At 67.8% G+C, this 12,834-nt stretch carries 10 protein-coding genes; 1 reads left to right on the forward strand and 9 read right to left on the reverse strand.

Features of this window, described 5'->3' with window-relative positions:
* Nucleotides 1–25: 25 nt before the first annotated feature.
* The 4 genes from ACFVVO_RS26300 to ACFVVO_RS26315 all read right to left on the reverse strand — a co-directional run bounded on the left by ACFVVO_RS26300 (nt 26) and on the right by ACFVVO_RS26315 (nt 4,901).
* Nucleotides 26–559, reverse strand: a complete 534-nt coding sequence (locus tag ACFVVO_RS26300; RefSeq protein ID WP_390058056.1) for a hypothetical protein — start codon at nt 557–559, stop codon at nt 26–28.
* Nucleotides 556–2,865 carry a hypothetical protein gene (locus ACFVVO_RS26305; protein ID WP_390058057.1) on the reverse strand — a complete coding sequence of 770 codons (2,310 nt, stop codon included), beginning with the start codon at nt 2,863–2,865 and terminating at the stop codon, nt 556–558. Before ACFVVO_RS26305 ends, ACFVVO_RS26300 begins: the two co-directional genes overlap by 4 nt.
* Nucleotides 2,865–3,338 carry a hypothetical protein gene (locus ACFVVO_RS26310; RefSeq protein ID WP_390058058.1) on the reverse strand — a complete coding sequence of 158 codons (474 nt, stop codon included), beginning with the start codon at nt 3,336–3,338 and terminating at the stop codon, nt 2,865–2,867. Before ACFVVO_RS26310 ends, ACFVVO_RS26305 begins: the two co-directional genes overlap by 1 nt.
* A 294-nt stretch (nt 3,339–3,632) precedes the next feature.
* A complete protein-coding gene (locus ACFVVO_RS26315) occupies nt 3,633–4,901 on the reverse strand; it encodes an Ig-like domain-containing protein (protein WP_390058059.1) in 1,269 nt (422 codons plus the stop codon).
* A gap of 634 nt (nt 4,902–5,535) precedes the next feature.
* Between ACFVVO_RS26315 and ACFVVO_RS26320 the strand changes: the two genes are divergently transcribed.
* Entirely contained in the window at nt 5,536–6,072 is a 537-nt protein-coding gene (locus ACFVVO_RS26320) for a phospholipase D-like domain-containing protein (protein ID WP_390058060.1), read from the forward strand.
* Between the two features lie 87 nt (nt 6,073–6,159).
* Here ACFVVO_RS26320 and ACFVVO_RS26325 read toward each other — a convergent pair whose 3' ends face one another.
* The 5 genes from ACFVVO_RS26325 to ACFVVO_RS26345 form a co-directional block, all read right to left on the reverse strand.
* Nucleotides 6,160–8,034 carry a discoidin domain-containing protein gene (locus ACFVVO_RS26325; protein WP_390058061.1) on the reverse strand — a complete coding sequence of 625 codons (1,875 nt, stop codon included), beginning with the start codon at nt 8,032–8,034 and terminating at the stop codon, nt 6,160–6,162.
* A gap of 208 nt (nt 8,035–8,242) precedes the next feature.
* Entirely contained in the window at nt 8,243–9,640 is a 1,398-nt protein-coding gene (locus tag ACFVVO_RS26330) for a GH1 family beta-glucosidase (protein WP_390058062.1), read from the reverse strand.
* Nucleotides 9,637–10,476: a carbohydrate ABC transporter permease gene (locus ACFVVO_RS26335; protein WP_390058063.1), complete on the reverse strand. Its 840-nt coding sequence runs from the start codon at nt 10,474–10,476 to the stop codon at nt 9,637–9,639. Before ACFVVO_RS26335 ends, ACFVVO_RS26330 begins: the two co-directional genes overlap by 4 nt.
* Before the next feature lie 28 nt (nt 10,477–10,504).
* A complete protein-coding gene (locus ACFVVO_RS26340; RefSeq protein ID WP_390058064.1) occupies nt 10,505–11,491 on the reverse strand; it encodes a carbohydrate ABC transporter permease in 987 nt (328 codons plus the stop codon).
* Between the two features lie 6 nt (nt 11,492–11,497).
* Nucleotides 11,498–12,814 (reverse strand): ABC transporter substrate-binding protein, encoded by a 1,317-nt coding sequence (locus ACFVVO_RS26345; protein ID WP_390058065.1) that lies wholly within the window; start codon nt 12,812–12,814, stop codon nt 11,498–11,500.
* Nucleotides 12,815–12,834 lie beyond the last annotated feature (20 nt).

Genomic DNA, 12,834 nt, shown 5'->3' on the forward strand with positions numbered 1-12,834 from the left:
CCGGCCCGGCCGCCGTGGTCGCCGTTCAAGAGGCCCGCTTGCACACTTGCTGCTTCTTCAGCGAAGCCGTGTATCCCTGGATCAGCTCCTTCATCGAAGACTCATCCGGACGGGCGGGCTTCAGCACCTTGACGAGGGTGCTGACGTCTTCCTGGACATCAGCACCACGGCATTTGATCAGCGACACAGCGGCGTGATCGGCGTACGCGATCGAGTCGCCCTCCGCGGACTTCTGCTCCGGGATCGAGAGTCGGCTACGCAGGATGTGCCGCGCCGAGTCACCGGCGTCGATACGTTCTCCGCTCACTTGCAGCACCGTGTCCTCGTCGACCTTGACACCGCACAGCGCGGAGCCGTCGTCGAGACTTCCACGACGCTCCACAGTGAGCCGCTCACCCGACTCGGGCAGGAGCTGTGCAAGCGCATGGGTCGGGACGGATACCCCGCAGAGGGTCTTCGGAACGGTGAACTCCTGCTCGTGCGTTTCCGAAGTGCAGCCCACCATCGTGACGGCGACGAGGATCAGGCTGCCGAGCGAGACATGCGATGAGGATCTCAATGCTTGCTACTCTCCGATTTCCACTGGGCGCCGTCGGAGTGGCTGTGACCGGCCGATGTGCGCGCGGCTCTCCTGAGATCGTCGGCGGTGTCGGGGTCGATGGTGTTGTTGTTCAGCAGAGCGTGATCCACGGCGGACCGGGCGGAATCCAGAGCTGCCGCACGGCCGTTCGTGTATTCCGCGCCGGCTTCGGTCTCCGCCTCGTTCGAGGTGTCCTGCTCGATGCTCTTCATGATGGATTCCTGGATGTCCTCCGAGGCCCATTCGAGAGGAGCGCCGGCGACGGGGACGCGTTCTCCGACCTTCTCCAGACCCATGCCCAGGATGCGGTTCACCCACTTCTGCTTCTCGGCCGCAGCCTCGTTGAACTCCGTGTCGGAAGCAGTGTGGTACTCGTAGATCGCATGAGCCCGGGCATCGCTCATGATGCCGGCGATCGCCGAACCGGGGGCGACCGCGGCACCCACGCGCCCGTCCAGCGACGCCGTCGAGTGGGTGGGGTCGTTGATGACGTGGTCCACGACATCGGTCGTGTACGTCTGCTGTGCGGTGGTGATGGCGGAATAGGCGTCGGGGTCCTGACCCACCTCACCCAGGAAGCGGGCGACGTTGTTCGCATCGAGATCGGCCGAGGCGCCGAACGAGGGGAACAGGTCGCTGCTGGGGTCCTCGTCGTACATGGCTCGCTGGAAGTCGCCCATGTACTCGGCGGTGATGTCGCCGAGGCTTCCGCGCAGCCCGTACAGCGGACCGGTCTCCTCTCCGTCCAGATCCCCGTTCTCGTTGTGCCGGATGAGTTCCGGGTCGCCTCCGAACTTGTTGACGATGTCGCTGACCAGATGCGCTTGCGCCTCGGTGTGCTGAACTGCATCGGCAGAGGCGTCGCTGTCGTACGGCCGGCCGGTGGTCGCCGCCTCCAGTGCCTGGCCGAGGGCCTCAGGACCGAAGGTCAGGGCCGCCTTGGTCTTGTCCTCGTCGGCCAGGACGTTCGTGGCGTTCGTATCGACCGTCCACTCGAAGTCCTTGTCGGTGAAGACGTCGAGGTACGAGGTGAAGCCGGGGTCACCGCCCTTCTTCACCGTCCCGTCTTCGTTGTACGCAGTCGGCGTTCCGGTGAAGAACTTCTCCGCGGCCTCCGGACTGTGGCCCAGCGACTCCAGGACACTGTTCAACGGGTCGTTGCCCGAGCCCAGCCTGCCGGAGGGATTGAATCCGTACGTGTCCGGGCTGCCTGCAGGCTTGTTGGACAGGAAGAAGTACGGGTCCTTCTTGTGGAGCTGGGTGATGTGCTCCGCGATGGGATTGATGAAGCGGGGGTCGTAGTTGCCGTAGCGCAGCAGGCCGCCGAGGACCTGGTAGCCGTAGGGCTTGTTCCACTGGCCCCGTTCCCAGCCGATCTGCTGGGTGCCCAGGCGCCGGAACTGCGCGCCCCAGTCGTCAGACAGGTGTTGCTTGTGGTCGGGGTCCGTGGCGTTGGCGAGCGTGTAACCCATGACCTTCTGCAGGTCCTGTACCGCGTCGAGCCGGGTCTTGCTCGCGTCGCCGCCGGTGCCGTCGATCGACATCGCGGCGTAGAACTGGAGGGTCTTCTCCGGCCCGCCGAGTCCCTCGTAGAACTCGGTGGCGAACTCGCCATCCTTCTCGGCGGAGTTGAAACGCAGGAGCTCGTTGAGCTCGTGCAGCTCCGCGTCGGACATCTTGGCGCCCTTGCGAGCCAGTTCGACGGCGCGCTCGACCTCGGCGTCGTTGAGGGACTCGTACTTGCTGTGGCCCGCGTTGTAGGGATCGCCGCCATGGCTGTTGGCGAGTGCGCGAGCGACCGAAGCATCGATCTCGGCGGCATGGGCGAGGATCCGGTTGATCCGGTCCTCCAGCTCCTGCCGCTGGTCGAGCTGGTCCTGGGTGCGCTCGTCGGTGTCACCGCGCACGTGCGGGAAGAAGCAGCGGACCCTGCCGCCGCCGATGTCCTCGACACGGATCCCGAGCTTCGCGGCATCGTCATGGACGGCGCTCTTCATCTGCTTCTGCAGCGACTCGAGCTCGGTGTGCCCGTCCTCGAGAACCTGGTAGATGCTGTTGGCCTCGGTGTGGAGGTCGGAGATCTCCTTGGCCGTCTTGGCCACGAACCCCCTCGTCACCGTGGCGTTCACACCGGCCCACCGCGCGGAATCCGACTTGCCCTGCAGCCCCGTACGAGCGTTCTCCGCCGACTTCTTGAGGCCGTCGACGGCCTTCTTCCAGTCCAACACTGCATTCGCGAGTTTGCCGAGGTCGACCTCGACGAGGTCAGAGAAGGTGAGAGCCATCAGCGGTCCCCGTACTTGAAGTACTCGTTGAGCTGGGACACGGACGTGGCTGAGCCGTCACTGCCACGGAGCACGGTACCGATCTTGGCGTCGTCTTCCGTGTGCCGCTTCTGGGTGTAGTCCAGGTGGTCGGAGATGTGGGCGCAAGCCTGCAGCACAGCCTTGACCTGCGAGGTCCACATCTCGACGGTCGTCTCCAGAGCACCGCCGGTCTGAAAGCCGTGCGACTTCAAGGTGGCGGCGGCCTGTGCCGTCGAGCCGTTGCCGGTCCCGGCGATGTCGGCCTGGCTCTTCACGTCGTCGTACAGGATGTCGGCCTCGTGGCCCACTGCACCCAGATCGTCCTGGTACACCACCAGGTCCCCGGAGCCTCCGCCGCCACCTCCGTCCGGCGGCACGTGGTTGAGCTGCATGTGGGTCTGCCCCCGCCCGGCCGCCTGGGCCTTGAGCTGCTCCCACTCGTCCCATGCCATGGCAGGATCCCCTTCCCCACTGCGGACGATCCGGTGCCTGGTCAAAATACCAATCTCAGCCGAGGCGAATCCGCGCTACGTCCGTTGTGCACCACTCGTCGCCTGTGAAGATTTCCGGCGGGCCGCCACAGCGCCAGGCCGAGCGGCAGCGAACGGCGCCGGCATCTGGCACCGGGAGCCGAGCCCGTTCCTGAGGGGGAGCCGATCAGGGTCCGGCCGCCGGTCGCAGCCTGACCGGCGCGAGGGCAGTGCCGCGCGCCGGTCACGTTCAGGCGTGTGGAATACGCCCTCGCATCAGTGGGTCGCGCTGCCCGCGGCCCACTCGCTCCACGGCACGTTCCAGTCGCTGAGGCCGTTGTCCGGGGCCAGCGTGGTCTTGTCGTCGGAGTTCTTGACGATCACGACGTCACCGATCAGCGAGTGGTCGAAGAACCAGGCGGCGGGCTTCTTGGCGTCGCCGCCGCCCTTGACGTCCTTCAGGCCCACGCAGCCGTGGCTGGTGTTGACCTTGCCGAAGACCGAGTCGGCACCCCAGTAGTTGCCGTGGATGAACGTGCCCGAGTCGGACAGGCGCATGGCGTGCGGCACGGCCGCGATGTCGTACGAGGGCTTGCCGTCCTTCTCCGTGAGGTTGACGCTCGCGGCGTTCATACGGATGTGCCGGAACTTCTCGGAGATGACCATCTGACCGTTGTACGTCGGGTGCTCGGGGCTGCCGGACGAGATCGGGATGGTCTTGATCTTCTTGCCGTTCTGTACGACGGTCATCTGCTTGGTCCTGGCGTCGACCGTGCTGACCTGACTCCGGCCGATCTTGAAGGTGACCGTCTTCTGGACGCCGCCGAGGTTCATGTCGACGGTGACGGTGGAGCCCGGCTTCCAGTAGTTCTCGGGGCGGAAGTCCAGGCGCCCGTCGTTGAGCCAGTGGCCGACGACCTGCTGGCCGCTGCTGGAGCTGACCTGGATCTCCGACTGCACGGCGGCCTTGTCGGTGATCGCCTTGTCGAAGGTGAAGGTCACCGGCATGCCCACGCCGACGGTCGAGCCGTTCTGGGGAGAGAGGTGCCCGATGAAGTCGTTGGCCGGGGAGACCGTGGCGATCGTGGCGTTCTCGCTGGCGGAGCGGCCCTCGGCGTCCTGGCCCTCGGCGGCGATCTGGTACTTGGTGGCCTGCTTCAGCGGGCTGTCCGGCTTCCAGGACGTGCCGTCCGAGGAGAGGGTGCCCCGAATCTCGGCGCCGGTCGCGACGGCGGTCATGGTCACCTTGGTGAGCTTGCCGTCACTGACGGTGACCTTCACGGGGTCGTTGATCCCGACGTTGTGGGCACCTTGCCCGGGCGTGATCGTTATGTGGGCATCGGAAGCGTCCTGGGGGGTCGCCTGATCCACCGGAGCCTGCGTCTGGCTTCCGGTCTGATCCACCGGAGCCTGCGTCTGGCTTCCGGCGTCATTGCCGCCGGTGGCGGCGCTACTGGTGCCGCCCAGGGCCGTAACTGCGAGCACGCCGCCGAGTACGCCGGCCGCAGCCACCAGCCTGGTGCGTCGTATCCGTACCGCGGTCAAACTCTTCTCCCATGCCGTTGGTCTCAGATTCTCCGGGTTGACTGCCTAAGGAGCACAACCACCCTTTGAACCACTTATACACATTCACCCACCCCAAATGGGTGAATTGTGTTGAAGGCCACCAGTCGCCGAGGGCGTCATCCGAAGGCCGGGCGACGCGCAGGTCGCAGGGCGCGCAGTTCGGACGGTTCGCAGGTCGGACAGTGCGCAGCTGCCTACTCTCGGCGTCCGGCGCCAGTCACGACAGGGGCACCCCTCGTTCACCCCTCAGGACCCTCACCAGGCGGCTCACCGGAAGCTCCGCTTGGCGCCGGCCGTGCGGAGCGGAGCGTACATCCGCACGTCCGCCACACCGGGCACATGTCCATGCCAGGCCGTCTCGAACGGCGGCACCGCTCCGCCACACCTTGCCGCCCGCCGCATGGGGGGAGACGACGCGGCCAGCAGCCGCAGATCCGCACCGGCGGTCCGAGCCGCCGCATCGGGCCGGTCTCCCATGATCAGCAGGCCCGAGCGCGGCATGCCTTGATCACGATGGCGCGGTCGGGTCCTGGCCGGTCTGATGCCGAGCCACGGGCTGATGTCGGGCCGCGGGCCCCTCACGAAGGCCGCCGGGAGAGGCGATAGGAAGCCTTTGCCCACCCGGGACGTCGCCTCGATCGAGAAGGTCTTCAACGCCGACTACGGCGGCACCTCGATCACCCCGACCGACGGCGACCACCTGCTCTGGTCCCCCACCGACTCCCGCAACCGCCTGCTGTCCGTGATCAACGGCGCCACCACGAAACTCGACGTCGAGGAACTGGAGTTCAGCGACAGTACGGTGGTCAACGCCATCGTGGCGCGGGCGAAGGCGGGCGTCGCCGTGCGGGTCGTGCTGGAGAACCCCGCCAACTACGCCAGCCAGGTGTCCTCGATCAAGACCGCGGGCGGAAAGGTCGTCGGGTACTCCAACCCCAACGGCTTCTACATCCACGCCAAGGCGATGGTGGCCGATTACGGTCTGTCCACCCAGCAGGTGGAAGCCGGCTCCATGAACCTCAGCAGCAACTCACTGAACAACAACTGGGAACTGGGAATCATCCTCACCGGCACGGGCGTCGCCCAGCCGACGGCCACCACGGTCGAGACCACCTTCAACAGTGACTACGCCGGCGGCGCTCCGGCGTAACCGGACACCGGTGACCCCCGGCCGCCGGTGCCCCGCCCACCGCTTGCGGGCATCGGCGGCCAGGGCACCGCGGCACGCGGGACCAGGTCACCCCTTCTGTTCCACCCGCACCCAGTCCACCTCGGCCTGCGCTCCCCCGCTCGCGATCCGGTCCACGCTGGACTGCGGCAGGCCCCAGTAGGGGCTGGTCACCTTGTTCCAGCCGGCCGGGTAGGCGCCGCCCAGGGCGAGGTTGAGGATGATGTACTGGTCGTGGTCGTAGACCCACTGGCCCCGGGTCGACTCCAGCTTGTTGCGGGTCGTCTCCTGGACCAGGCGGTCGTCGACGTGGAAGCGCATGGCTGTCGGGGTCCATTCGACGGCGTAGGTGTGCCACTGGTCGGCGGTGCCGCCGTTCGGGTAGGTCTGGCGGGCGCCGATGTTGCCGTCCGCCGAGTAACCGGGGCCGTGCAGGGCCGAACTGGTCCAGTCGCCGTAGCCGATGTTCTCCATGATGTCGGTCTCGCCGGAGGCCGGCCAGGAGACGGACGGGTTGTCGACGTTGCTGCCGAGCAGCCAGAAGGCGGGCCAGAAGCCGTCACCCACCGGGAGCTTCATTCGGGCGCTGACCTTGCCGTACGTGAAGTCGAAGTGGGTGTTGGTGTCGATGCGGCCCGAGGTGAAGTCGTAGGTGCCGCCGCCCGCCTTCGTGCAGCCCTTGCAGTACTTGGCCATGAGGATCAGGCTGCCGTCGCGGGTCTGGATGTTGTCCGAGGAGTCGACGTAGGCCTGGGACTCCCCGTTCACCGGGCCCATTTCCGTGCCCGTGCGCACGACGCGCCACTTGGCGCGGTCGAGTGCGGCGCCGGTGAAGTCGTCGAAGAAGGTGGTGCGGTAACTGCCCTGCTGTTCGGCCGGGAGCGACGGGTAGGCGGCGGAGGCGGAGCCGCCGGTGCCCCAGACCTGGAACTCGTAGAGGGAATAACCGAACTGGGCCGTCGCGGGGGCCGGGTTGTAGAAGGAGCGGCGCTCCTTGCCGAGCATGCGGACGTAGCGGCCGGTGGCCGGGGACGGCAGTCTCACCGTGTCGTGCAGGCCCGTCGCGTCGGAGGGCGACTTCACGTTGGCCCGGCGTGCGGCGATGTCCGCGGCGGACGGTTCGTAGACCGTGCGCCAGGTGCGGTTGTCGTCCGAGACCTGGAGCAGGTAGTCGACCGCGTACGCGGACTCCCAGTACAGGTCCACCGTGTCGATCGTCGACTGTGCGCCGAGGTCCACCGACACCCAGCGGTCCGCGTTCCAGTCGCTGGACCAGCGGGTGCTGTCGGATTTCAGGTCGGCCGGCCAGCCGCCGTCCGTGACGAACGCCGGTGAGTTTCCCGCGTGCTGGTAGTAGTTGGAGTACGCCGGGTGGTTCAGGGCGAGGTTGGTGCGGGTCGTCGAGGCGGGGGTCGGTTCGCCGCCGTAGATCTTGAAGTTCCAGAGGGAGTAGCCGTAGGTCGTGGCGCGCTGCAGGCCGCGCAGGCGGACGTAGCGGCCGGTGACCTCCTGCGGGTAGGTGTGGGCCGTGACGGAGCCTCCCGTGCCATCGGTCTCCGTGTAGAAGGGCGTCCAGTCGGTGCCGTTCCCGGAGACCTCCAGGACGTAGCGCTTGCCGTAGGCGGCCTCCCAGTCCAGGACGACGCTGTCGACGCGGATGGTGGTGCCGAGGTCGACGCGGAGCCAGGCGTCGTCGGCGAAGTTGCTGGACCAGCGGGTGGCGCCGTTGCCGTCGAAGGCGAGACCGGCGGCGGTGCCGGCGTTCTCGCTGCCGGAGGCGGTGACGGCGGCGGGGTTCACGGCGTACGCGGCGGCCGCGCGGTCGGTGTCCCAGGCGGCGGCCGGGGCGGCGTGCGCGGGGGCGGCCAGGAGCGGGCCGGAGGTCAGCAGGGCCATGGTGGACAGGGCGGCGGCGAGCAGGGTGCGCGGGATTCGGGATGGCATGCGGCTCTCCTCAGTGGGGTGGGGATCCGGCAGTGCGGTTTATGGCGCGTGCATGACAGTCCAGTCGGTTCAGGGAAACGAGTGGTGCGGAACCGGTGGGCGCGGGTTCCCGCACCCGCGCCCACCGGTCGTCCGGGCCGGACTCAGGCGGCCCGGCGCATCAAGGGGGCCTGAGTCGGCCCGGCGTAGCAGGCGGCCTCAGGGGGCCTCAGGCGGCCCGGCGGTTCTGGCCGCGGTGGACGCGGACGATGTCCGCGTACCGGTGTCCGCTGCCCTTGATCGTGCGCACCTGGGTGCGGTAGTCGACGTGGACCAGGCCGAAGCGCTTGTCGTAGCCGTACGCCCACTCGAAGTTGTCCAGCAGCGACCAGGCGAAGTAGCCGGCCAGCGGGGCGCCCTTGCGGGCGGCGGAGGCGCAGGCGGCGAGGTGCCGCTCCAGGTACTCCTGGCGCTCCGGGTCGTCCACGGTGCCGTCGGGGCGGACCACGTCCGGGTAGGCCGAGCCGTTCTCGGTGACGTAGATCTTCCGGGCGCCGTACTCCTCCGTGAGGCGCAGCAGCAGGGTCTCGATACCGCTCGCGTCGATCTCCCAGTCCATGCCGGTGCGCGGGACGTCGGGGCGGCGGACCGAACGGACGTGTGGCGCCGGGCCGGCGGGGTCGTCGGCGACGTAGGCCGGGAAGTAGTAGTTCAGGCCCAGCCAGTCCAGCGGTGCCGCGATCGTTTCCAAGTCTCCCGGTTGTTCCGGGAGTTCGACACCGTAGGTCTCGAGCATGTCGGCGGGGAAGCCGCGGCCGTGCACCGGGTCGAGCCACCAGCGGTTGACGTGGCCGTCGTGACGGCGGGCGGCCGCGAGGTCCTCGGGGCTGTCGGTGGCGGGGAAGACGGTGGAGAGGTTGTTGACGATGCCGACCTGCGCGTCGGGGACGGCGGCGCGGATCGCCCGGGTGGCGAGGCCGTGGCCGAGGAGCAGGTGGTAGGAGGCGCGGACGGCGGCGGTCAGGTCGGTCCAGCCGGGGGCCATGGCGCCCTCCAGGTGTCCGATCCAGGCCGAGCAGGAGGGCTCGTTGAGAGTGGCCCAGAGTTTGACGCGGTCGCCGAGGCGTTCGGCGACGGTCGAGGCGTACTCGGCGAACGCCAGGGCGGTGGCGCGTTCCGGCCAGCCGCCGCGGTCCTGGAGCGCCTGGGGCAGGTCCCAGTGGTAGAGGGTGACGGCCGGGGTGATGCCCGCCTCCAGCAGGGCGTCCACCAACTCGTCGTAGAAGGCGAGGCCCTTGGGGTTCACGGCGCCCGCCCCGTCGGGGGTCACCCGGGGCCAGGCGATGGACAACCGGTAGGCGTTGGTGCCGAGTTGGCGCATCAGGCCGATGTCCTCGCGCCAGCGGTGGTAGTGGTCGCACGCGACGTCGCCGTTGTCGTCGTTCGCGATCTTCCCGGGGGTGTGCGAGAAGGTGTCCCAGATGGAGGGTGAACGGCCGTCCTCGTCGACGGCCCCCTCGATCTGGTAGGCCGCTGTGGCCGTGCCCCACAGGAAGTCGTGCGGGAGTGCGGCGAGGTCGATGCGGTCGGACACGGAAGTCCCTTCGTGATACGGGAGGGTGGTCATTTGACGGCGCCCGCCGTCAGACCGGTGACGAGATAGCGCTGCAGGAGGAGGAAGCCGGCCACCACGGGCACGCTGACGACCAGTGAGGCGGCCATGATCTGGTTCCAGTAGACGTCGTTGAGGGTGGAGTAGCCCTGGAGGCCGACGGCGAGGGTGCGGGTGGCGTCGTTGGTCATGACGGACGCGAAGAGGACCTCTCCCCACGCGGTCATGAACGCGTAGACGGCGACCGCGACGATGCCGGGGATGGCGGCCGGCACCACGATCCTGAGCAGCGCCTTCAGCGGGCCGCAGCCGTCGACCAGCGCAGCCTCGTCAAGCTCGCGCGGCACCGAGTCGAAGTACCCGATCAGCATCCAGATGGAGAACGGCAGGGAGAAGGTGAGGTACGTGAGGATGAGGCCGCCGCGGGAGCCGAACAGGGCGATGCCGGTGGCGTTGCCGATGTTGACGTAGATCAGGAACAGCGGGAGGAGGAAGAGGATGCCGGGGAACATCTGCGTCGACAGGACGGTGACCGTGAAGACGCGCTTGCCGCGGAATTCGTAGCGGCTGACCGCGTAGGCCGCGAACACCGCGATGACCACCGAGCAGATGGTCGCCGCGCCCGCCACGATCAGGGAGTTCACGAAGTACTTCGCGAGCGGGACCGTGGACCAGATGTCGATGTACGGGCGGATGGTCAGCCCGCTGGGTAGCCAGCGGAACTTGCCGGTGACGTCGGCGAGCGGCTTCAGCGAGCTGGAGACCATCACGTACACCGGCACCAGGACGAAGCCGGTGAGCAGGGTGAGGAAGATCCGCCGCGTCCACAGGAAGGAACGGGGCGGTGCCATCGGCGAGTTGGGTATCGGGGTGCCGGGACTAGACATCGGCGGCCCTCCGTCCGCGTGAGGTGAACAGCAGGTACACGCCGGTCACGACCAGCAGGAAGAGCAGCAGCAGGACGGACATGGCGGAGCCGGTGCCGAAGTTCCAGGTGACGAACGAGGCCTGGTAGATGTGGACGGAGATCAGGTCGGCGGCCTCCGGGGCGGCCTTGCCGAACAGCACGTACGGCGTGTTGAAGTCGTTGAACGTCCACAGGAACAGCACCAGGACCAGCACCTGGTTGACCGGCCGCAGCGACGGGAGGGTGATGCGGCGGATCTGCTGCCACATCCCGGCGCCGTCCAGCGCGGCCGCCTCGTACAGCTCCTTGGGGATGTTCTGCAGGCCGGCCATCACGATGAGGAAGGCGAACGGCCAGCCCTTCCACACCGAGACGGTGAGCAGGGCGTAGAAGCTGTTGTCGCCGATGAGCCAGAACGACGGCTTCTCGGTGAGGTGGAGCTGGTCGTGCAGCACGTGGTTCACCAGGCCGTTGTCGTGCTGGAACATGAACACCCAGGTGATGACGGCCGCGTAGACGGGCAGCGCGTACGGCACCAGGAACAGGGCGCGCAGCAGTCCGCGGCCGCGGAAGGTGTCCTGCATGAAGATCGCGGCGGCGGTGCCGATCAGCCAGCACAGGCCGACCGAGGCCAGGGTGAAGCCGATGGTGACGAAGAACGAGTGCAGCAGTGCCTCGCCGACGGGCGCGTCGAAGTCGACCGACACCTTGTAGTTGCCGAGGCCGGACCAGGGGGCGCTGCCCCAGTCGCGGATGTAGAACTGGGTGAGTTCCTTGAAGCTCATCACGATGCCGATGACCATCGGCACCAGGTGGACGAGGAGTTCGAGCAGCAGGGCGGGCAGGAGCAGCAGGTACGGCAGTCCGATGCGGCGGATCCGCCCGGTGCGGCGGCGGGGTTCGCGCGCCGCACCGGGGGACGTCCGACGCACCGGCTCCTTCAGAGCGGTGGAGGTCATATCGGGTCACGCCGCCGGCATCTGCTGCTGGGCCTTCTCCAGCTTGGCCTTGACGGAGTCGGTGGTCACCGCGCGTCCGGCGGCGACGTCGGCGAACAGGTCCTTCACGGCCGTACCGACCGTCGTCTCGAACTGCGACTCCGAGGCGACCTGCGGCAGCGCCGCCGCGCTGGTGCCGAGGGTGCTCTTGAGTACCGCGTTGGACGGCGAGTTGAAGGCCGTGTCCGCCTGGGCGCCCTTGACCGGCGGGATGGAGGTGTAGGCCTTGTTGAGGATCTTCTGCTCGTCGTCGCTGGTCATGAACTTCACGAACTTCGTGGCGCCGTCGAGGTTGTGGCTGTTCTTGAACACGGCGATGTTGATGCCGGCGACCATGGAGTTGGTCTGCGCACCGGTCCCGGGCGTGCCGGACCGCACGGGCACCGGGGCGATGCCGTAGGCGTCCTCGCTCATGCCCTGTGACTTGAGGTTGGCGGCGGCGGACTGCCACAGCAGCATGGCCTGCTTGCCCTTGGCGAAGTCGCTGACGGACTGGTTCTGGGCGTACTCGGCGTCGCCGGTCGGGATGACCTTGTCCTTCGCCATCAGGTCGACGTACTGCTTGACCGCCTCGACCACCTTGGGGTTGGTGAAGTCGGGCTTGCCGTCGGCGGTGAAGAAGTCGGCGCCGTGCTGCTTGGCGAAGACGAAGACGTGGTGGATGTTCTCCGAGACGTTGGCGCCCTCGGCGCCCAGCACGGACTTGCCCTTCGCCTTGATCTTCTTGCCGTCGGCGATCAGCTCGTCCCAGGTGGCCGGGGGCTTGGAGATGCCGGCGTCGGCGAGGATCTGCTTGTTGTAGTAGAGCGCGTAGGCCATCGAGTAGAGGGGCACCGCGGCCGGGTCCTTGTCCTGGACGCCGGTCGAGCCGAGCGCGGAGTCGACGAACCGGTCCTTGCCGCCGATCTTGCCGAAGTTCTCCGCGTCCCACGGCAGCAGCGCGCCGGTCGCCTGCAGGGAGGCGCTCCAGGTGTTGCCGATGTTCAGCACGTCCGGGCCCTGGCCGGAGGTGGTGGCGGTGAGGATCCGGTTGAGCAGGTCGGACCAGGGCACGACCTCCAGCTTCACCTTGATGCCGGTCTGCTTCTGGAACTTGTCGAGTTCGGGCTGCAGGACCTTCTTGTCGACCGCGATGCTGGCGCCCTGGTTGGAGGCCCAGTAAGTGAGCGTCTTCGGCGAGTCGTTGGACCCGCCGCCGCTCGACGAACCGCCTCCGCAGGCCGTGGCCGCGAGGGCGAGAGACATGGTGACGGCGCCTACGGCCGCGGCTCGGATGCTGCGCATGGCTCCTGGTGTCCCTTTCC

The organism is Streptomyces sp. NPDC058145 (assembly GCF_042884245.1).
Lineage (GTDB): Bacteria > Actinomycetota > Actinomycetes > Streptomycetales > Streptomycetaceae > Streptomyces.

Bases quoted from the DNA above. Each gene is read 5' to 3' on its own strand.
- ACFVVO_RS26335 (WP_390058063.1), bottom strand. From the start codon at position 10,476: ATGGCACCGCCCCGTTCCTTCCTGTGGACGCGGCGGATCTTCCTCACC.
- ACFVVO_RS26345 (WP_390058065.1), bottom strand. From the start codon at position 12,814: ATGCGCAGCATCCGAGCCGCGGCCGTAGGCGCCGTCACCATGTCTCTC.
- ACFVVO_RS26305 (WP_390058057.1), bottom strand. From the start codon at position 2,865: ATGGCTCTCACCTTCTCTGACCTCGTCGAGGTCGACCTCGGCAAACTC.
- ACFVVO_RS26310 (WP_390058058.1), bottom strand. From the start codon at position 3,338: ATGGCATGGGACGAGTGGGAGCAGCTCAAGGCCCAGGCGGCCGGGCGG.
- ACFVVO_RS26330 (WP_390058062.1), bottom strand. From the start codon at position 9,640: ATGACCACCCTCCCGTATCACGAAGGGACTTCCGTGTCCGACCGCATC.
- ACFVVO_RS26340 (WP_390058064.1), bottom strand. From the start codon at position 11,491: ATGACCTCCACCGCTCTGAAGGAGCCGGTGCGTCGGACGTCCCCCGGT.
- ACFVVO_RS26325 (WP_390058061.1), bottom strand. From the start codon at position 8,034: ATGCCATCCCGAATCCCGCGCACCCTGCTCGCCGCCGCCCTGTCCACC.